At 38.9% G+C, this 21,490-nt stretch carries 13 protein-coding genes; 7 read left to right on the forward strand and 6 right to left on the reverse strand.

The window, feature by feature from the left end; translation table 11 throughout:
• From Q0976_RS22075 to Q0976_RS22085, 3 genes are all read left to right on the forward strand, one after another.
• Window positions 1-3,111, forward strand: coding sequence for an efflux RND transporter permease subunit (locus Q0976_RS22075; protein WP_299496596.1), 3,111 nt, complete (start codon window positions 1-3; stop codon window positions 3,109-3,111).
• Between the two features lie 136 nt (window positions 3,112-3,247).
• Window positions 3,248-4,948 carry a TolC family protein gene (locus Q0976_RS22080; protein ID WP_299496624.1) on the forward strand — a complete coding sequence of 567 codons (1,701 nt, stop codon included), beginning with the start codon at window positions 3,248-3,250 and terminating at the stop codon, window positions 4,946-4,948.
• Between the two features lie 92 nt (window positions 4,949-5,040).
• Window positions 5,041-5,952, forward strand: coding sequence for a hypothetical protein (locus Q0976_RS22085; RefSeq protein ID WP_299496598.1), 912 nt, complete (start codon window positions 5,041-5,043; stop codon window positions 5,950-5,952).
• 72 nt (window positions 5,953-6,024) lie between these two features.
• On the opposite strand, the gene Q0976_RS22090 is transcribed toward Q0976_RS22085, so the two are convergent.
• The 5 genes from Q0976_RS22090 to Q0976_RS22110 all read right to left on the reverse strand — a co-directional run bounded on the left by Q0976_RS22090 (window position 6,025) and on the right by Q0976_RS22110 (window position 15,177).
• On the reverse strand, window positions 6,025-7,146 hold the full coding sequence (locus tag Q0976_RS22090; RefSeq protein WP_299496600.1) for a beta-ketoacyl-ACP synthase III: 1,122 nt from the start codon (window positions 7,144-7,146) through the stop codon (window positions 6,025-6,027).
• 211 nt (window positions 7,147-7,357) lie between these two features.
• Window positions 7,358-9,028, reverse strand: a complete 1,671-nt coding sequence (locus tag Q0976_RS22095) for an alpha/beta fold hydrolase (protein WP_299496603.1) — start codon at window positions 9,026-9,028, stop codon at window positions 7,358-7,360.
• 44 nt (window positions 9,029-9,072) lie between these two features.
• Complete coding sequence (locus tag Q0976_RS22100; RefSeq protein WP_299496606.1) at window positions 9,073-10,872, reverse strand: alkaline phosphatase family protein; 1,800 nt, start codon at window positions 10,870-10,872, stop codon at window positions 9,073-9,075.
• Between the two features lie 211 nt (window positions 10,873-11,083).
• Complete coding sequence (locus Q0976_RS22105) at window positions 11,084-13,411, reverse strand: tetratricopeptide repeat protein (protein WP_299496608.1); 2,328 nt, start codon at window positions 13,409-13,411, stop codon at window positions 11,084-11,086.
• Window positions 13,412-13,623: 212 nt separating this feature from the next.
• Window positions 13,624-15,177 carry an arylsulfatase gene (locus Q0976_RS22110; protein WP_299496610.1) on the reverse strand — a complete coding sequence of 518 codons (1,554 nt, stop codon included), beginning with the start codon at window positions 15,175-15,177 and terminating at the stop codon, window positions 13,624-13,626.
• A 464-nt stretch (window positions 15,178-15,641) separates the two neighbouring features.
• Between Q0976_RS22110 and Q0976_RS22115 the strand changes: the two genes are divergently transcribed.
• The 4 genes from Q0976_RS22115 to Q0976_RS22130 all read left to right on the forward strand — a co-directional run bounded on the left by Q0976_RS22115 (window position 15,642) and on the right by Q0976_RS22130 (window position 19,806).
• Window positions 15,642-16,967 carry an aspartate aminotransferase family protein gene (locus Q0976_RS22115; RefSeq protein ID WP_299496612.1) on the forward strand — a complete coding sequence of 442 codons (1,326 nt, stop codon included), beginning with the start codon at window positions 15,642-15,644 and terminating at the stop codon, window positions 16,965-16,967.
• Window positions 16,968-17,057: 90 nt separating this feature from the next.
• A complete protein-coding gene (locus tag Q0976_RS22120; protein ID WP_299496614.1) occupies window positions 17,058-17,624 on the forward strand; it encodes a carboxymuconolactone decarboxylase family protein in 567 nt (188 codons plus the stop codon).
• Window positions 17,625-17,770: 146 nt separating this feature from the next.
• The gene (locus Q0976_RS22125; protein ID WP_299496617.1) at window positions 17,771-18,352 is read left to right on the forward strand and encodes a Twin-arginine translocation pathway signal; all 582 of its coding nucleotides are present in this window, start codon (window positions 17,771-17,773) and stop codon (window positions 18,350-18,352) included.
• A 347-nt stretch (window positions 18,353-18,699) separates the two neighbouring features.
• Window positions 18,700-19,806, forward strand: coding sequence for an FHA domain-containing protein (locus tag Q0976_RS22130; RefSeq protein WP_299496620.1), 1,107 nt, complete (start codon window positions 18,700-18,702; stop codon window positions 19,804-19,806).
• A 460-nt stretch (window positions 19,807-20,266) separates the two neighbouring features.
• Here Q0976_RS22130 and Q0976_RS22135 read toward each other — a convergent pair whose 3' ends face one another.
• A complete protein-coding gene (locus tag Q0976_RS22135; protein ID WP_366525100.1) occupies window positions 20,267-21,412 on the reverse strand; it encodes an MFS transporter in 1,146 nt (381 codons plus the stop codon).
• Between the last annotated feature and the right edge of the window lie 78 nt (window positions 21,413-21,490).

Consider the following 21,490-nt stretch of genomic DNA (forward strand, 5'->3'; position numbering starts at 1 on the left):
ATGGCGCAGTTTTTTGTTAATCGTCCTGTTTTTGCCAGTGTCATTTCGATTGTCATCGTATTGATTGGTGTGGTGGCAATGTTTTTATTACCCATAGATCAATATCCATATATTACACCGCCTCAGGTACAAATTTCAGCCTCTTATCCAGGTGCGACTTCAACAACTGCGGCAGATTCTGTAGCGACACCCATAGAAGAAGAAATCAATGGTGTGCCGAATATGATTTATATGGAATCAAAAAGCACAAATTCAGGTAATGTGGTGATCAGTATCACGTTTGATGTTGGTACAAACCCTGATTTAGCGGCAGTAGATGTACAAAATGCGACGCAGCAAGCAATGATGAATTTGCCGATTGAAGTTCAAAATGAAGGGGTATCGGTTTATAAAGAAGCACCTATTCAATTATTAAAATTGGCACTGACTTCTAAAGATTCGCGCTATGATGAAATTTATTTAAGTAATTATACCAGTATCAATATTGAATCGGCACTTCGGCGAATACCTGGTGTGGGAGGGACACGTAATACTGGTTCTCGCAGTTATTCAATGCGAATTTGGTTGCGGCCAGATCAAATGGCGGGCTATAAGCTGACCACTAACGACGTGATTAATGCCATTACAGCGCAAAATACGGAATCACCAGCAGGGACGATTGGTACTCAGCCCAATACCGATGCTATTAGTGTTACTTTGCCTATAACGGCTCCAGGGAGGCTTAGCAGTGTATATGAATTTAATGAAATTGTTGTACGTGCGGCAAAGGATGGCTCACTTATTCGGTTAAGGGATATTGCACGCGTTGAATTGGGATCCGCGGCATATACTTTGCAGTCAGCGTTAAATGGTAATAGTGCAACGATTTTGCAAGTGTATATGCTACCCGGTGCTAACGCACTCAATGTCACTAAATTAGTGAAACAAGAGATGATTGACTTAGCCTCTAAGTTTCCACAAGGTGTTGAATGGGAAATATTTTATGACATGTCTATTTTTGTTGAGGAGTCGATTAAAGAGGTTGTGGTAACCCTAATCGAATCATTAATTTTAGTTATCTTTGTGGTGTTTATTTTTTTACAAAACTTTCGGGCCACAGTGATCCCAGCTATTGCGGTACCGGTATCACTTATTGGAACCTTGTCTGCGTTATTGGCTTTTGGTTTTACATTAAATACAGTGAGTTTATTGGCATTAGTATTAGCTATCGGCATTGTGGTGGATGATGCCATTGTGGTTGTTGAAAATGTAGAACGTTTGATAAATGAGGAAGGCATGAAGCCCATTCCTGCAACGCGTCAGGCGATGAAAGAGCTATCTGGTGCTATCGTTGCGACAAGCCTTGTGCTTTGTGCTGTGTTTGTGCCCGTGTCTTTTTTACCTGGGATTACTGGGATTATGTATCGTGAATTTGCGATTTCTATTACCGTTGCGGTATTGATTTCAACCTTAGTAGCATTAACTTTAAGTCCAGCTCTATGTGCAATTTTGTTAACTCATACACCTGTCGCTCAGAAGGGTTTTTTTCATTGGATGAATAAACAGTTGGATGTTAATTCAAGGCGTTATGTGTTTGGCGTGATCATCGCAAATCAACATTATAAGCGCAGTTATGCTATTTTGGGGGTAATTATTTTGTGCGTGTATTTATTGATGAGTCATTTACCCAGCAGTTTTATGCCTGATGAAGATCAAGGGCAATTTTTTATCGATGTTACTTTGCCAGATGGTTCAACGGTTAATCGTACACAAGCCGTGCTTGAAAAAGCAGAAAAGTACATTTTAGCTCATAAGGCAGTTGCTTATTGTTTTTCTTTGGCGGGGGAGAGTCAAAGTTTAGGTTCCAATCAAGCTAATGGTGAACTTGAAGTGATTTTACAACCTTGGGATAAGCGTAAAGAAAGCAATGATACTGTGCAAAAAGTCATGAAGGAGTTAAGAGGGGAATTAGAGAATATATTAGAGGCTGAGTTTAATGCTTATCTTCCTCCCGCTGTGCCAGGTCTTGGTAATAGCGCGGGAGTTGAATTTGAATTGCAAGATAGCTCTGGGGCTAATTTTGATGGTTTATTAGCATCTGCCAATGAGTTAATTGATCAGTTAAATGATCAGCCTGAAATCGGCAGTGCCACATTGGCACTTCAAGATTCCATTCCCCAATTAGCGTTGACGGTTGACAAAACCAAAGCATTGGCCATTGGTGTCGAGTTAGCTGATATTTATAGCACGATTAAGACATTTACTGACTCTACGACGGTGAATGACTTTAATTTATTTGGCCGAGTATATCGAGTGAGGCTACAAGCTGAAGGGGAGTATCGACGTTACCCTAATCAAATTGAAAGTTACTATGTGCGTTCAAATACGGGGGCTATGGTGCCCATCAGTGTCTTGGTAAAATATGACTATGCTGTGGGGCCAGCAGCGGTGACACATTATAATTTATTTTCCAGCGCTGCAATTAGTGTGAGTCCTGCAGCAGGCTACGCTACTGGTGATGTCATTGAGGTGATTGAAGACTTAGCTGCAACGGTATTGCCGAATGAATTTAAATATGAATGGACAGGTTTGACTTATCAAGAAGTGAAAGCATCAGGGCAAACAGCCATTGCCATTTCACTGGCGGTTGTCTTTGTTTTTCTTTTTTTAGCGGCGCTTTATGAAAGCTGGACGACCCCTATTGCGGTATTACTCATTACGCCAATCGCTATGTTTGGGGCTTCTTTGGGCACTTGGTTTAGTGGCATGGACAGTAATTTATTTTTTCAGGTGGCTTTTATTGCGCTCATAGGTATGGCTGCAAAAAATTCCATTTTAATTGTCGAGTTTGCTGTGCAGCAGAATAAGAAGGGCCACAATTTATTGAACTCAGCAGTGAGAGCTGCGCAAATGCGTTTTCGTCCTATTTTGATGACATCGTTTGCCTTTATATTGGGGGTATTACCTCTTGTTATTTCTTCAGGGCCGGGTTCGGTAAGTCGTCAATCTATTTCTATACCTATTTTTTATGGGATGATTTTTGCCACGACAGTGGGGATTACTTTTGTTCCATTATTTTTTGTTACAGTAAAGAGTTGGGTAAAACAGCTCCCTATTAGTGTCAATAAGTAATCCTATGAGGTGCTACACTCTAAAGAGCTAACTTGAGGATGTTTATATTTCTCATTGTAAATATTCGTTTTTGGCTCATGTGGACCATGATGAACAGTGCGGGAGCGGTATCATAGCAAGGAGGCTAAGTTTGTTAGTGTTAGTTAACCATAAAAGATATTCAGGTTATTGTCTATACAGAGCCTTGTTATTCAATATTGTGTTATTTGGCAGCCTGAGTGCTTGTGTTGTGGGGCCTGATTATGTGCGACCTGAGCTCAATCCTGCACAACATTATTTAGATGTGGATTCGGTATTACCGTCAAATCATTTTCACAATACCTATTCAACTCATTTATACACTGAAGCAAAGTTACAAATGAATAGCTTACCGCCATACCTTGCCAATTTTAGGTGGGAAGACTTTTATCTGGATCCTTATTTACGTTCGCTAATACAACATGCAATAGATAAGAATTTAACCGTTAAGAATATGCAATCTCAATTATTGGAAGCGAGGGCGACGTTTATTGCAACAGATGCAGAGCGGTATCCGACGTTTGACCTTGAAGGCTCTGTTGAGCCTGAACGGTTAAGTGGCGAAACGAATTCACCTCCGTTAAATAAAACAATTATTGATTTATCTGGAGTATTAGCTTGGGAACTGGACTTGTGGGGGGGCTTTGAACGTGGCAGTGAGTCGGCTTTTGCGACAATGTTATCAACGCGAGAATTACTGCATTATAGCTATGTGAGTTTAATTGGCGATTTGGCGACGAATTACTATGAATGGTTAGATTCACATCAGCGACACCTCATTTCGGAAAATACGGTTAAATTACGTAAAAAAGCCTATGATTTAGCGCAATTACGTCATAAAAATGGTGTCATTTCTGGCTTAGAGGTACAACAATCCGAGGTTGAATATCAAACGGCCTTAGCCACACTCCCTGATCTCATTTTGGAGAAAAAGCTTGCAGAGAGCCAGCTGCGAATTTTACTGGGCGAGTTTGATTTTCCTTTAGAGCCTCCCCTTGAGATGGATAGTATTGTTGATACCATCGTTACTGATGTATTTAATAATTCAATGCATGTACAAAAGGAAGCAAATAAGACCAGTACTCATTTTTCTTCTCAAAACAAGCAGCTTAGTAAGAAAGATCGCAAGGATTCAGCACAAAATGCAGTGACTCTTGCTAATGCTCAAGTGTTGATGAATACGCAGCAATTTCCAAATTGGTTTGCACTGGGAGTGCCTTCTCAGTTATTGAAATTTCGTCCAGATGTCAGGGCCGCTGAGCAAGCGCTTATTGCCGCTAATGCCGATATTGGTCTTGCTGAATCGGCATTATTTCCAAGTTTTACGATAACAGGTACCTATGGTCTTGAAGCGCTTTCGTTAGCAGATTTATTTACCCAAAAAGGTATTTTTTGGTCTTTATTATCGGACATTGTGGCACCAATCTATAATGCTGGAAGTTTAAGTGCAGATGTGGAGATTGCAAGGCAAGTCGCGATTCAGGCACAATTGACGTATCGCAATACATTACTAACGGCTTATTTTGAAGTGAATGATGCCATTCAGAGCTATAAGCGGGCAGAAGCTTCTATTTTAATGCAAACAACGTTAGTTGATGCCGCTGCTAAATATACGCATTTGGCTCGATTACGTTATATTAATGGTGTGGCCAGTTCCCTTGATTTTATGGACGCACAGCGAAATTTATTTAGTGCCCAGTTATCGTTAAGTCAAATTCAACGTGACAAATTACTGGCGATGGTGGAGTTATATCGTTCTGTGGGAGGAGGGGCGAGACCGACATTTGAAACACCGGCTGTGTTAGAGTCAACATTTTAAGTGATTGATTATTGATTTTCTAGAGTGGCTTACCTGTATGCTTGCAGTTTGACAGACTATGCTTATGAAAAGGCTGATGATAGGGACAAGCGATGGATAATGTGGCTGTGATTGGTAACTCTGAGGTGTTTAGTCAAGCATCGGAGTTATGGCAAAAAGAAATTTTGCTTTTAAAGCAAGGTCTAACAGCAAAAAATGTTAACGTTAAAGATGTCAATTGGGATAAAGATGAGGATGTGAATTGGCAAGAGTTTAAGGCTATTTATATTGGTGAAGTGGGCCATCCCAGTGGTTATGACAAGTTTAGAACTTGGTGTGATAAAGTAAAATCGGCGGGAGTGACATTATTTAATGGCTTGGAAACATTAAAACTCTACACGGATAAACAAAAATATTTAACTTCGTTAGCCTCTCTTGGGATCCCTGTTATTCCCACTCATTTTTTGAGCGGATCCATTAGCAATCGAGCAATGCTTATGCAAATTGCTGAGCAATATCATTTGGGTGATGTTGTGGTCGTTAAACCTATTTATGCAACATTTGGGGAAAACAATTTTTTAGTGAATTTAATTGAGGATGACTACAATTTACTTATTAGCGAGATCCCACCAGGTATTATTGTGCAAAAATTTATGCCGAATGTGAGGATTGAAGGAGAATACAGTTTTATTATTTATAATAATAAAATATCACATTCGGTATTAAAAGTGCCTTCAAAATGGGATCACCGTACGCATCAAATGCATGGTGGCACATCTCAATTAGTTACGCCTTGTGATGATGATCTAAAAGCGGTGAAAAACGTGTTGGAAAGCATAGTGCATTTGACCGGAGAAAAAGCGCACAAATTTCGAATTGATATGATCCGTTGTGAACAAACACAACAATTACTCTTACTTGAATTAGAATTAGGTGATCCCATTCAATATTTAAACCTGTTGAGTGATGAGCAACAAAAAAAGGCGATTAATGAATTTATAGAATCAACCCAGCTTACTTCTTAAATAAACGATATAAGAGGGACATATTGAGCCCAGTCAGTATTAAAGACAGTACTGAGCTCAACGTTAATCGGATTAATATTTTTTGAGAATAACACTACCAATAGAATACCCTGCGCCAAAACTACTGATGATCCCTATACTGCCAACCGGTAAGTCATTTTTATGCGTATGGTAGGCAATAATGGAGCCCGCAGAGCTGGTATTTGCGTAACGATCTAAAATAACGGGGGCCTCTTTAATATCGGCTTCTCGCCCTAACACGCGCTTTGCAATAAGCTGATTCATCGTTAAATTGGCTTGATGTAGCCATAATCGTTGAATTGTCTCAGGAGTTAAGGAAAGTGAGTTAATGTGCGCTGTTATATGATCAGCAACCATAGGGCAAACTTCTTTAAAGACTTTACGACCGTTTTGAATAAACAGCTTATCAGGGCTATTTAAGCCTGACTCGTCACATCGATTAAGAAACCCTGCATTATTACGAATATTATTAGAAAAAATGGTTTGCAGTTTAGTGCCAAGGATTTCATATTGTTGATTGCTTGTGGCCTGTTCAGCATCTTCTATTAACACTGCGGTACAAGCATCACCAAAAATAAAGTGGCTGTCACGGTCACGAAAATTCAAATGACTGCTGCAAATTTCTGGATTGAGCATGAGTACACAGCGGGCACTGCCAGTTTGAATGGCATTCATCGCCGCTTGAATACCAAAAGTGGCTGAGCTGCAAGCAACATTCATATCATAGGCGAAACCTTGAATATCAAGCTGAGTTTGCACCTCAATGGCGATAGCAGGATAAGCACGTTGTAAATTCGAGCAGGCAACGATAACCATGTCGACATCCCGGGCGGATTTACCCGCTTGTTCAAGGGCTTCTTTAGCGGCAATGACGGACATCTCACATTGTAAGGAAGCTTCATTATTGCGGCGCTCAGGAATATAAGGCTTCATACGGATGGGGTCCAAGATCCCTTCTTTATTGATCACATAGCGGCTTTTGACGCCGGATGCTTTTTCAATAAATGCGCTATCACTTTTTTCTAAGGCTGTTATTTCTCCCGCCTCAATTTCAGTACGATGTTGTTCATTAAATTGGGTCACGTAAGTATTAAAGGCGGTGACTAATTCATCATTTGAGATAGATTGTTCTGGAGTGTAAAGACCGGTACCGCTTATCACAACTTTTTTCACTGTATTTTCCTTAAAAATAAATAAAGCTTGAGCGACAATGCTGTTTTTATTTAATTTTTGTATCGCTCAATTTAAGTAAAGCAGATTATCGACTAAACATATCTTGAAATATTCATATAAACAAGTGTTCGATATGATTCTTTGCTTCTTTATCTGTTCGAGAGTGTGTTTAAAACATGACAGTGAGTCTATTGGATATTGTTAACTGATTTTAGAGTGAAGGAATGGTCAGTATGGATGAAAGAGAATCGGAAAAAATAAAGTCCAAATGGTAATTTATCGACGTTGGAGGTTGATATTGGGGATCAAAGGTATCAATGGCGAAAACGAGCTGATGCCCTTGCGGTATGTCATAAGCGGTGGTAATGAGCTCAAAATTCAATGTTTGAGGTTCATATTCAAGGGTATTGGGTAATGTCATCATACCATGTGTGATTAAGGTGCCTATACCTGAAGGTGACATATCGTATAAGTAAGCGATTAATTGTACTTGATCAAAATGTGGTTTGATTTGTAATTGGATATTTGGGGTACCGCGGATCTGCATTGAATGAGCAAGACTGTCAGTTTGGTAATATACGCTGCGAATCGAAGATGCTAACGGAATATTGGCAGTGATTGGAATATGAACCTGTTCAAGTAATTGAGATAAAAGTGGTATTTTTGTCGTAAATAATGAACCTGCCCATGCATTGATTGTATCATCTTGCATGAAAATACCTGTATAAGGGATTGATTTGAGTGCACCTGCTCCACCAAGAAATCGAGGGTGAAGATAAAACGGATGGTATTGCACGTTAGGCAAAGGATACTCTTCAAAACTCTCCACTTTCTGAGTGAACTTAATTTGCATTTGAACAGGGAGGCTGGTGGCAATGTCAGTCAGTTCTCCTTTTAGATGATGATCAAACCATTGATAAGTATTTTCCCAGAGTCGGTTTTCTCCGATATTAAATAGACTTGGAATAAACTCCGCGCTGCCATGGGTACCGGGGACTAAATCGATATGTTTTGGCCCCGTCAATTGGCTAAAGAGGTTGAGCACGCTGTTGGGTTGAAAAAGGTTGTCACCGTAAGCTTTACCAAAGTAAATAGCAGTACCATTTTGATTGAGATCATCAACATATTCAGAGGGTGAACGTAATTTTGCCCATTCTATAATCTCTGGGATAGCTTCAAGTTGTTGTGATTTTATACTGTCCCAATATTGATGAAGAATAGGATCAAGCTGTCCAGTTAATTCGCCACTGAGAGTGAGTAATTCTCCCCAGACTAATCGGGGGGTTTGATTTCCGTAAAGCGCTTCTACAAGACTTCCCCAACTGCTCATTGCTGAGACAGCTTTGATACGTGGATCTTGTGCTGCGCCGAGTAAACAAATGCCAGAACCATAAGAAATACCGGCACAACCAATAGCCTGAGGGTTCACTGGGTATTGCTCTATTAAGTAATCAATGACTTGGGTTAAATCGGAGATATCGTTAGGACCAGCTGTATCCACTGTCCCTTCCGATTTACCAAAACCTCGAGTTGTATAACTTAAAACGGCATATCCTTTTTCAGCCAATTCGGCTGCTTGTTGTAAATATTCATATTCATTGAGGCCCCAACTATTGATGAAAATAATCGCTGGAGCGGAGGCATTTAAATTCGAAGGAATAAAAATGTTGGCTGTTAATTCAATATTATCTTCTGCAATAATAAGGATATTATCATCGGTACTGTATGCATCAGATTGTGGGAAAATGCCTTTATTTAATAAGCCTGCTGTAAATCGAATAATAGGTAGTAATTCGCTCGCGTAGCCTGATTGTGGATTGAATAGGAGTGAATTAGACAGTGTGGCACAGAGGATGAACATGACTGCAATTTTTTTGAGCATAGATTTTCCTTAAGTTCCATTAATCAACGGTTACACCTCTATTGCTATTGAGCGGCCAATTTTTCTTGCAGTACTTCTTGTAGTAATGGTGCAGATGTCCCCGAAGGAGGGGTAATACCTAAATAAGAGGCGATAGTGGGCGCGATGTCATAGGGGGTGATGAAGCGGCTAATGGCTTTGGGGCTGAGCGTTTCACCGACAAATATGACTGGCACGTAGGTATCATATTGCCATGGAGAGCCGTGCATTGAGGCCACATTGAGATCATCAAATTCATTGATGAACACCTGTGGAGAGAAAATAATGTGAATATCACCAGAGCGAGATGGATGATAGTTATTGGTGACTAATTGCATGAGGTGTGTTTGAGGCAGTTGTCCTGTGGCGATTTGAGTACTGGGAATGGCATATTCAATACCCTTAAGTTTCATTATTTCGTTAGCAATACTGAGTTGGACTTGCTTGAGGTTTAAGTTATATTTTTTTATGAGTGAATGATCTAAGTACAGATAAGGATGTGCGTAGCGTTGTATGAGTGTTTTACCTTGTCCTTTTTTCAACCCAAAAGTGTATTCAATCGTGGAGAATAAGGTTTCATCCTGAAGTTGGGCTAAAGAAAAATAGTGGGCTTTGTTATTACTGTTTTTTTGTGCTGACTGGGTGGCTAATTTTCTGACTAAATACTCTGGTATTTCAGGCGCGCCATGATCGGCTGATAAGACAATTAACGTGTTATCTAATCCAACCTTTTCATCAATATATTGAAAAAGTTTTTTTAATGTTAGATCTAATTTGAATAAGTTATCTTCTGCTTCTTGGCTTGATGGCCCGAATAAATGTAATACATAATCATTTGAAGAGAAGCTAATGGAAAGGTAATCAGGGACTTCATCTTTACCTAGGTGTTCGTTTTCAATGAGGGCTTTCGCAAATGACAGGGTTAAGGCATCGCCTGCAGGACTTAAGGTTAATTTAGTGGTGAAATATTTATCATTTGATGGGCCATAAGGGTGGGGAAAGCGAGTGGAGAAGCCTGCAATGTCTGTTTTATAATCTGTATTAAAAGCGGGGTCATTTTCTTCTTTATTATGATATTGATGCGGGTTGAGGCTGCGAGTCCATTGGGTATTGTGGTATTTTTGGGTAGGATTATCATTATTCCATTGGTTTACCCAATCAGGATAGGCCTGATAATAATAGTTACTGGTGACAAATTGTGCGCTGGCTTTTGAAAACCAGAAGGCTTTTCCGTATTGTCCCGCAAAGGAGACGGCGCCTCTGTCTTTGACTGAGACGGCAAACACTTTTGCTTGAGGAAAGGCTGTTGCGATTTCATCGCTAATGGTGCTTGATAATATCGCCAAAGGAGAGCGTCCTTCATTTTTAGCCGCTTTTTGTGTGGGATCAATTTCATTTTGATTATCAACATCAGCGCCTTTGGTTAGCAATGTAAAGTTGGGATCTTCAATATTATACACAATGCGGTGTTGACTTCGTTCATACCAAATATTGCCAATCATGCCATGCACAGCTGGTGGGGCACCTGTTGCAAGCGATACATGACCCACAATGGTTTCGGTATTGGCATGTTGGTAATGGGCATTGTTATAGACAATCCCTTCGTTGAGTAAGTAGTTAAACCCTCCTTTTGCTCTGTGTTTAATATAGCGTGACAGTAAATCGCCTCTCAACGCATCGACGGTTATTTGTAAAATGAGTTTGGGTGTCGTTGCTGTTTGAGTGTTTTGTGTGTTCGCTTGGGCTGTACTTGAGCTGTAAAGGAGTATTAGTGGTAGAATTTTTACGCAAGGGCGGGTAAAAGTTGTGATGATCCATTTTTGCATAAGATGTCCAATCGTGACGTTAATACTGTAACAACAAGATTTGGGGTGACATTTGTTATTACATCATGTGTGAAAAGGGAGTATTTAATAAAGTGCATTAGCAATGACTTAATTAAATTAAGAATAGTGAATGTCAGAAGGATTACTACTGTTACTGTTAAGTTTTATCACCATTTGTGTTTTATGTTCATTTCCGCGTTTTGTGTCAGTGTTAGTGTGATTGGATGAGTCTACTCTTGATTTCAATCAACGCAGGATCGTGAGGAGTCAGTATGGCTAATTTTTCTAATTGAATGAGCGCTTCATCTATTCGTCCACTGGCTTCTAATGTCAGCAAATAGACAAAGGCGAATTGTAAGTTATCAGGGGAATCATCAGCGGCAATTTTCAATGCGTGGAGTGCTTGAGGCCATTGCTTTTCAATCACGAAAATTAACCCTAAATTATATTGGGCTAAACTATGATGGCTATCAATGGCTAAGATTGCTTGTAATAATTTTTTTGCTTGGGGGTATTGGCCTGTTTCACGATAAAGGCTTGCTAAATTTAATTTAGCGGGGAGAAACTGAGGCTGTAATTGTAAGGCATTTTGATAGTGCACTTTAGCTTGAGCAATATCGCCCACATTGTACGCTAAGTCAGCAAGAGATAATTGACCGGATAAAAGATCTTGCTGGGTTTGATAGGTTTCTACGGCTTCTTTTAATACTGTTGTGAGTTTTTCTTGTGCTGCCATGGGAATATTCGTTTTAAAGGCTGGAGAGAGTAATTTAATGGCTTCTAGTCTGACATTTTTATTTTCATCGTAGAGTAAACCAAAACCAATTTGCAGTTGCATAGCAAAAGGCGCTGAACTGAGTTTATGCAATACCCCGAGTTTGACTAATGCTTCGCTGTCATTGGCAGCGATATTAAGTGCGTTAACATGCCTAGGCTGTGATAAATCTAATAAATCAAGTAAGACAGCGCGCCGCATGGGGGGCTGATGAGGATCGAGGACCCATTTTTCAATAAATGTCTTTGCGTGCTCGGGGTCGGTCTCATTAAGTAAGGTGGCGGTGCCAATACCGGAATTATTGGTGAAAATGGCTGTTTTTTTGGCGGCTAGCGCAAGTTGAGCCCAATGATCATCTTTATCTTGATGACAGCTTAAACATACATTAGGGGTCTTGAGTGCTTCATTTACCCAAGGGTTTGGGATTTGAAAACGATGATCTCGCCTTGTATCGACCCCCATATAAATCTCACTTGGCATGTGGCAGTCGATGCACATAGGAGTGTTCTTATGGGCTACTTCTTTATGGGCTACTTCTGATGGTGTAGGATGTAAAGTATGGGCTTGTGAATTAAATATTTGGCTTTGATGACATTGTGTACAAAGTGAGTTGTTCTGGCTAATGAGTTTATTACTGTGTGGGTTATGGCAATGGCTACAAACAACCCCTGCTGCGGCCATTTTACTTTGGCTGAATGAGCCATAAACAAAGACCTCATCTTGTATTTGCCCATCTCTATGATATAAGCGAGGTAAGGCGAGTCGAGGGATGATCTCTTGGTGGATGTTATTGTCTCCTTGTCCTTCTATAAGAGTATGACGTCGGCTATGGCAAAGGATACATTGGCTGGCTTGACCTTTATCCAGTGAAAGAGGGAAGCGATTTGAATGAGATGGATCAGTAGGGGCTATGTCTTCTGTTATTGTTTGGGAATGTAGGGATGTATTGAATGCTAATGTTGAAGTTAATAATGTGGTTAGGCTGGCAGTACTCTCTTCTGGAGTTAAGGTGAACAATGGTTTACGTTCTAGCGGCTTGTTAAAACCTGAATGGGGGGGGAGTTCAGGTTTGTTATCATCTTTTAAGCTATTTTGTAATGTTAGGTGGTCAGATGCAGAGCCATGACAAGCTTCACAACTGACATTGGGTTGACTCCACTGTGTATTATAACTATCTGTTGTGAGATCGTAGCCTCGAGTTAAGTCTGTCGAGTGGCATTGCGCGCAGCGAGTATTCCAATTATTAAATTGCCCTTTCCAGTAAAAAGGACTGTTAGGCTGGTGGGCATCTTCATATAAGTCATACCAGATTTGACCACCTTTGTCCTTGGGGCGTGCATCCCAAGCGACAGTATACGCTTGTAGTCTACCGTCACCAATATCGACAAGGAGTTGTTGTAATGGGTCAAAGCCAAAAACAAAAGGAACGGGATAACGTTGACCTTGTTGATCTGTGAGCCCAGTTTCCATGTAAAAACCAGTGCTATCATGATTGAAACGCGTCCAGCTCTTACCATTTGTAAATAAATATTGATTAAAATCTCCCAATACGGTGTCATTATTTGCGATCTGCATGGCTTTAGCATGGTGAGAGTCTTGCCATTGTTTCACTTGTGTGGCGTGACATTGCTTGCAGGTTTCACTTTCGGTGTTGATCTTTGGACTTAAGTCATTAACAGTATTGGGTGTGGAGTATGCAGCTTGGATAGTTAGAAGAAAATAGTAAATGAATAGTAATATAAATCGTGAGCGATTCGATGTCATTAAGTCTGCATTGATAATTTGGGGATGGTTAGTCGTCATTTAAGTATCAAGACACTGTTATGTTGTTTAAGGTTATATTTTCGTAACATCCTTCATTTAATCATAAAAATCCAGTGATTTATTGATTAATGCTCAAATACAAAAGAGCCATCATAATGATGACTCTTTAAATGAGTGCTATTGAAATCGATAAGTTTGTTAAATCAAATTCACTAATTTTGAGCTGGCTCTTCCAGCATGTTCATAACTTGTTCTAAATTAAAGCTTGCGGCTTTTTGGCTTGGAGGGAACTCTTTAAATGTCTTAAGGAAGTTAGCCACATATGTTTGTGCCGGTACAAACATATAGGCGCGATCAATGAGCCAATCATAGTATGTGTTTGATGTTTTATCAGCCACTTCATAGGGATCCATGCGTAAATTAAAGAGTTTCGGTACACGCAATGTGACAAAAGGCTCTGCCCAAATTTGCAGTGTTCCTGTGATCCTTTGCTCCATAAATACAGCTTTCCAATTGTTGTAACGTAATGCGGATAAGTCTCCGTCGTCAGTGAAATAAAAGACTTCGCTTCGACGTCCTTTGTCTTCTTTGCCTGTTAAGTAAGGTAAGAAATTATAACCGTCTAAATGGTTTTTAAAGGTTTTTCCATTGGCTTTATAACCTTTAAGCAGTTCTTCTTTTATCTTGTCGTTACCTGCAATTGCGGCAAAAGTGGGAAACCAGTCCATATGGTGCATAATTTCATTAGAGATTTGACCTGCTTTGATTTTCCCTGGCCATTTAACCATAGCAGGGACGCGAAATGCCCCTTCCCAGTTGGTATTTTTCTCGCTTCTAAACGGGGTTGTGGCTGCATCTGGCCAAGTATTCATGTGAGGGCCATTATCGGTGGAATAGAAGACAATGGTGTTATCTTCTATACCGAGTTGATCAACTTTGTCCAGTAACTGACCAACATGCTTGTCATGTTCAATCATGCCATCGGCATAATTACTGATCCCTGACATGCCTTGTGACTCGGGTTTAACATGGGTGCGAAAATGCATTCGAGTGGCATTCCACCAGATGAAAAAGGGTTTGTTGGCTTTAACATTTTTCTCCATGAACGTAAGAGCGGCAGAGACAGTTTCGTCATCAATGGTTTCCATGCGTTTTTTGGTTAATGCGCCAGTATCAACAATATCGCCATTTGCTGATGATTTAATCACACCCCGTGGACCAAATTTTTTCCTAAATTCTGGATCTTTAGGGTAATCAACATTTTCAGGCTCTTCTTCTGCATTGAGGTGATATAAATTACCAAAAAATTCATCAAAACCATGATTAGTTGGTAAAAACTCATCTTTATCACCTAAGTGATTTTTACCAAATTGACCTGTTGCATAACCTAAAGGTTTAAGGACTTCGGCAATGGTGGCATCTTTGGCTTGTAAGCCGATATCTGCCCCCGGTAAGCCGACTTTACTTAACCCTGTGCGTAAAACCGTTTGCCCTGTTATGAAAGTAGAACGGCCCGCGGTACAAGATTGTTCAGCATAATAATCAGTAAACATCATGCCATCTTTTGCAATACTGTCTATGTTTGGAGTTTTATATCCCATTAGACCAAAACTGTATGCACTGACATTTGTTTGACCGATATCGTCTCCCCAAATAACTAAAATATTGGGCTTTTCTTCGGCAAATAATGATGTGGAGGCGAGTCCAAGAATACTGAGAATAGGGATCAGATATCGCCTATTAAAGTGATAAGGTTTAATGATCATGAAAATATCCTTATTAAATGATTGAATACGAGTGAGTGATATATATTCATTGAGGAATATAGAATAGAAGTAATAAGAGTATAGAAAGAAAATGATAAATGGGTTGAAGTAAAATGAGCTAGGTCTGAAAATTAGCCTTGATATTGATAAAATGCCAGCATTTAGCAATTTAACAAATTAGCCAAAAGCAATGTTTTGATTTAATGTTATGATTTTAAAGTGAAAGTTAGCTATCTTTTTATGCCTGTTAATCTGAATTCAGGTTGTTTATTATGCTTTGATTTGTATTCTACTTGTTTTGTTTATGTATCTTTTAGTTTATCAAAAGAGTGAGTAGCTGGATCTTGAGTAAAATGGATTGAAGCATAGGGTATTTAATTTTACTTTCTTATTTGTTCATTGTCAGTGTGGTTAGCGTTTAATTTTTTCCTTATAAGCTTGTTAAACACAAAGGGTTGTAGATTATGAGTCATGTATTTCATCGAAATTTGCGTTCTCAATACCCAACTGCGGTTACTGGAGAAGGGGTTTACCTTATCGATAGTGATGGAAAATACTATTTAGATGCATGTGGAGGTGCGGCAGTTTCTTGTTTAGGCCATTCTGATCCTTATGTTATTGAAGCATTGAAATCTCAAGCCGATAAACTGTGTTATGCGCATAGTGGTTTTTTTTCGACTGAGCCTATGGAGGCGTTAGCGGATTTTCTGACGGCAAGAGCGCCCGATGGATTAGATTATGCGTATTTTGTTTCAGGGGGCTCAGAAGCGGTGGAAGCCGCTTTAAAATTAGCCCGTCAATACCATATAGAAAATGAAGCACCTCAACGGTGTCATATTATTGCGCGTCAGCAAAGTTATCATGGCAATACACTTGGTGCTTTGGCTGCTGGGGGGAATGCTTGGCGTAGGGAGTCTTTCTCTCCTTTATTGATTGAAACTCATCATGTGAGTCCCTGTTATGCTTATCGTTTTCAGGAAGAAAATGAAACGACAACTCAATATTGTCAGCGATTATTAACCGAACTTGAACAAAAAATTATTGAAATTGGTGAAGATAAAGTGATGGCTTTCATTGCTGAGCCTATTGTGGGAGCGACGATGGGAGCAGTTCCTGCTGTGGAGCATTATTTTCAAGGCGTGAGGGCCATTTGTGATCGGTATGGTATTTTGCTTATTTTAGATGAAGTGATGTGTGGTATGGGGCGGAGTGGGGAATTGTTTGCTGCTGAATATGAGCAAATTTCACCTGATTTACTTTGCATTGCTAAAGGCTTAGGAGCTGGATATCAACCTATTGGAGCGACATTAGTCAGTGATACGATTTATCGTACTATTGAAAAAGGGAGTGGTTTTTTTCAACATGGTCATACCTATATAGGGCATACAATGGCTTGTGCAGCTGCATTGGCGGTACAAAAAACCATTGAGGAAAGGCAATTACTCACTCAAGTTCATCAGCAAGGCCAGTACTTACATCAAACATTAAGTCAAGCCTTCTTAACGCATCCTTATGTGGGAGATATACGAGGAAGAGGGCTTTTTATGGGGATAGAATTGGTGGCAAATAAAGAGTTAAAACTGTCTTTTGATCCTCAATTAAATATCCATGCTCGTATTAAAAAAGTGGCAATGGAGAAAGGATTAATGTGCTATCCCATGGGAGGAACGGTAGATGGACGAGTGGGAGATCATATTCTCTTGGCTCCTCCCTTTATTGTTGAAGATAATCATATTGACGAAATGATACAGATATTAAAAGACACGCTGTTTCAGGTATTGAAAGAATAGATGTGTTGTTGGCTCCAGTAATCCATCATAGAGGATTAAATGTCAATAAGTCATGCTTTTTATGCTAAACCTAATTAGCTGAGGAATAGAATGAAATCTCGTTTAAGTGAATTAGATGAAGACAGTTTGACTATAGAGCAATCTATTGTTCTTCAAGAAATAAAACAGGCAAGAGGGAATGTAAAAGGCCCCTTTCTTGCTTGGCTCCATAGTCCTGAATTAGCGCAACATAGCCAGAAATTAGGCGTGTTTTGTCGATACCATACTGGGTTTTCTAAACGATTATCTGAATTGGCCATTTTGGTAACAGCAGCTTGGTGGCAATCTCAATCTGAGTGGCTTATTCATGCGCCTATTGCATTAGCCGAAGGCTTGGATAAAAACATAGTTGAGGATATTCGTGTTGGAAATGAACCTATTTTTACGATAAAAGAAGAGCGCCTTATTTATCAAATTGGTCAATCTTTATATCAAACTAAGCGTATTAACACTTGTCTATATCAAGAAGCATTATCACTTTTTGGTGAAGCCGCATTAGTCGAGCTTATTGGTATTTTTGGATACTATAGTTATGTTGCAATGACATTGAATTGTTTTGAAATGTTACCTTCTGATTGTGACGATACTGATATTGACTTACCTTTTCGCACTCCTTAAATAGAATGGCTGGTGGGTCAATGGATCATTAGAGGGAGAATTGTATATCTATTGATGCCACATAAGCGTTGAATTTGGGGTTTAAGTAAGCTGAATAGGATTATATTGGCTATTCTTATGTCACTAGACCCTTTAAAGATAATCTAATGAATAATTATATTAAAATCCCTTATGCCAGTGCGTTAGATGTTTTAGCATTGTTTGACCCCGATGAAGAGGTTATTGAACTTGCCCAATCTCATGATGCTATTATCGATTTTATTGAACAAATGCGAGAAAATGAATCTTATATAGAGCTCACTATGTTTTTTGCCCATGCATTACCTTTAAGAGAGGCCATTTGGTGGGGCTATCAATGTCTTTCTTCAAGAGATGATTGGGATCATGATGAGCACCATGCGATTTTATCAGCAAAGTTATGGGTTGAAAGTCCAGATGAGCATTATCGTCGTCATGCTGAATTAATGATTAAAAATGTCGGATTAGATGCGGCTCCTGGTTGGATAGCGCAAGCGGTTTTTTGGTCTGGAGGGAGTATTACCCCCAAAGGAGAGCCCAGTACGGAGCCACCATTGTATTTATATGCGAAAGCTGTGGCTGGCGCCGTTAATTTATGTGCCATATTACCCGATGGTGAAAATAAAGCTGCGCGTTTTGATTATTATTATAAAATGGCACTGAATATTGCTCGAGGAGGAAATGGTATTGCTGAGTCTATTAAGACATAAGCCCTAGCTTCAATTTATCCAATTTTATCTTATGAGCTTAACATACAAAAACACCTGTATATTTGTACAGGTTTTTTTGTATGTCAGGTTAATTGCTACAATATTAATCATTTTGCTCCTCTTTAGTACGAAAAGTGTACTCATTATACTTTCTTGCTAATCCATTGGTATTTTCATCTTTCTTTGTGTGCTCATAAAATCGACTTGATCTACCTTTATGAGGGGGTAAATCGTTATTTTTATATTTTATGGTTAATGCTTTTGGGTGTTTGATAGATTATTGGTTTATACTCAAATGAGTGCGATTGGGCTTATGTCATCGTTATGGAAATTTAAAGGGAGTTGTTATGGGGATCTCTTTTCATGTCATTGTTGCACCTGATGCAGAATCGTTGGGCTGCATGAGTTTTAACTTACCTGAAGAAGGGGGGAGCATAGGGCGAGGAGAGAGTAATAGTTTTATGTTACCCGATGAAACTGAAACGATTTCATCAGTACATGCGTTAGTACGTAAAGAAAATAATGAATATATTCTAGAGGATATTAGTCAATCCGGTGTGGTGGTCAATGGCGCACAAAAAGCCGTAGGCTATCAAAATGAAGTGTTAATTCGTGATGGGGATTTATTGGATATTGGAGCCTATCGTTTATTAGTGTCATGTTTTGACCCTCTATTAAGTAAAGCAAAACCGTTGGAGAAAACCTTAGATAAAAAGGTCGAAGATCCGTTTAAAAATAAAATTAACGTGAGAGATAGGGAAGTGGTTGATCGTTCTGATCTGCAATCTTATTGTGATCCCTTTATGCAAGAGGCTGATATCAAAAGTGAGGGTATTTCTGAAGACCCTCAAGATATGACAATAAACGATTTGAGCAATGATGTTGATAATCAGGTACAAGTCGATCCTTTTATTAAGCCTCTTAAAGAAGCTGTTTCATTGAAAAAGAAAGAAGATATTACTTTAAACTTTGACGATATTGATCCCGATCCTTTTAAAAATCAAGTGCCAGCCTCTGAATTTACTTTTTATGAAGATCAAACATATCAAGATACCTATGAAAGAGCTGTTGATGGTTCTTCGAGTATCGATAATCAAAGTGAGATAGATAATTCTGCCTCTTTTATTGCCAATAACCAAATACTGTCTTTTCCTGATATCGTTGAACACCAGACTCAATACGCAGAAGGGGTTGTCTATTCTCAAAACGTCCCAGTTAGCAGTAATGAACAAATGAAAATGCAAATCGATCTTGCCTTAGCTCGTTTTATTGATGACTTATCTCCTAGTCAATTAGAGCATATGTTCAATCAGTATCATAGTGGGTTGTTTAACGTTAAGAAGAAAGATATGTGGCCACTTTACTGTAATTACTTTAAACGAATGGCAAAAACAGAAGAGTTTAGAATTAAGTTTTGGTCTTATTTTCATGATAGTGGTACACATCCACATTGAGTAAACGTCCAGAAAATGAATGATTTTTTCAAAAGACACTCTATTTCTGACGGTAAAAATCGCTACCTACATTCTAATTTTTTAATAATTTAAATAAAAAAACGTCAATACAGAATAGGTTTAATTGTACTATCCTTTGTATTTTTTATGTAGTTAAATAAAAACTCCGTTCAGAAGAACTAAAGCAATAATACATAAGCTGAAGTCATAATTGTGTCAAAGGCTTTACAATATAACCCAGTAATAATAAGGGGATGAGTCCGTTGAGATGGCCATCATTAATATTGAAAACGTTACAAAAAGTGCATTAATTTTATTTTGAACCAGAAAAAATTTGAGCTATTTTATTTGAAAATAATACAAATATCATGAAATCGAAAAACTCAAGCAGACCTTCTAAACCGCATAAAATTAAGATTCGCATATTAGAAGTCATATATGACATTGCTTTGCCTTTCAATCAATTTTTAGCTTGTAGATGTCTTTTTAATATAATCAAAATGAGCAAACAAATTAGCGATGCAATGATCAGCACATAAGCTGGTGCCATTGTTGATTGGCTCCATTTAATGCTGCTAAGTAAAATCAGCGGCGACAAGCCCCCAATAATACCAAATCCCAAATTGTAAGAAAGGCCAATGCCAGAATACCTTATTGCACTTGGAAAAGCGTTCGATAAAATCGCGGGAATATTTCCCCAACAAAGCCCCACAAGCAAGGCACTTACTGCTAATGATATAGGATATAAAATGATCTCGTGACTATAAATATAGAAAATGGGAAAGGCAAAAATGAATATTGCAATGATGAGGCTGACTAAGAGCCAAAGCCTTTGTGTTTTATCGGATAACCAACCAAATATAAGGCAACTTAAGCCTGCACTGAATACGGAAAAGGCGCTTATCCAAATCATATTTTTGGGATTATAATGAAGTAGTTTTATCAGGTAGGCAGGTAAAAAGGTGAATAAACTGACAATAATTATCGCTCCAAACCCTGTGATAATGGTGGTCAATATGACACTTTGCCAATGCTTTTTCAATACCTCTACCATTGGAAAAGGCTGTTTAGGATTAATATAAGGGGTAAACTGAGGGATCTCAGTTAATTTTTTTCTTAAGTAAAACGCGATGATACCAAAGACCCCGCCTAAGAAAAAAGGCAATCTCCAAGCCCAGTTAATAATTTCTTGGCGTGAGTATATTACCATTAAACTTCCTTGAACTAGGTAGGCAATACTCATTCCACTAATAAGAAAACAAAAAATAACACTGGTTGCCCGTGCTGGATTTTGTGGGTAAAACTCACTGATATAGGTCATTGCGCCGGGGATTTCTCCTCCAATTGACGTACCTTGTAAAATTTTAAACAATATCAATAGAATGGGAGCTATGATACGAATGGTGTGGTAACTGGGGATTAAACCAATACAAAAAGTGGCGATAGCCATGATGAAAACGGAATAGGTGAATGCCCATTTACGTCCATAGGTATCGCCAAAATGTCCAAAAATAATGCCCCCTAATGGGCGCGCAAGATAGCCAACTGCAAAAGCTGCTAACAGTCCATTGATTGTGGTTTCATTTGGAAAAAAAATACTAGCAATGTAAGTGCTTAACTAAAAGTTATCGTATATTTTGATGGGTAATTATCCATGATGCTTTTTACACTCTTTTTAAGCGCA

Source organism: uncultured Shewanella sp. (assembly GCF_947501665.1).
GTDB lineage: Bacteria > Pseudomonadota > Gammaproteobacteria > Enterobacterales > Shewanellaceae > Shewanella.

Bases quoted from the DNA above. Each gene is read 5' to 3' on its own strand.
- Q0976_RS22095 (WP_299496603.1), bottom strand. From the start codon at position 9,028: ATGCTCAAAAAAATTGCAGTCATGTTCATCCTCTGTGCCACACTGTCT.
- Q0976_RS22085 (WP_299496598.1), top strand. From the start codon at position 5,041: ATGGATAATGTGGCTGTGATTGGTAACTCTGAGGTGTTTAGTCAAGCA.
- Q0976_RS22105 (WP_299496608.1), bottom strand. From the start codon at position 13,411: ATGACATCGAATCGCTCACGATTTATATTACTATTCATTTACTATTTT.
- Q0976_RS22130 (WP_299496620.1), top strand. From the start codon at position 18,700: ATGGGGATCTCTTTTCATGTCATTGTTGCACCTGATGCAGAATCGTTG.
- Q0976_RS22110 (WP_299496610.1), bottom strand. From the start codon at position 15,177: ATGATCATTAAACCTTATCACTTTAATAGGCGATATCTGATCCCTATT.
- Q0976_RS22100 (WP_299496606.1), bottom strand. From the start codon at position 10,872: ATGCAAAAATGGATCATCACAACTTTTACCCGCCCTTGCGTAAAAATT.
- Q0976_RS22120 (WP_299496614.1), top strand. From the start codon at position 17,058: ATGAAATCTCGTTTAAGTGAATTAGATGAAGACAGTTTGACTATAGAG.
- Q0976_RS22125 (WP_299496617.1), top strand. From the start codon at position 17,771: ATGAATAATTATATTAAAATCCCTTATGCCAGTGCGTTAGATGTTTTA.
- Q0976_RS22115 (WP_299496612.1), top strand. From the start codon at position 15,642: ATGAGTCATGTATTTCATCGAAATTTGCGTTCTCAATACCCAACTGCG.
- Q0976_RS22075 (WP_299496596.1), top strand. From the start codon at position 1: ATGGCGCAGTTTTTTGTTAATCGTCCTGTTTTTGCCAGTGTCATTTCG.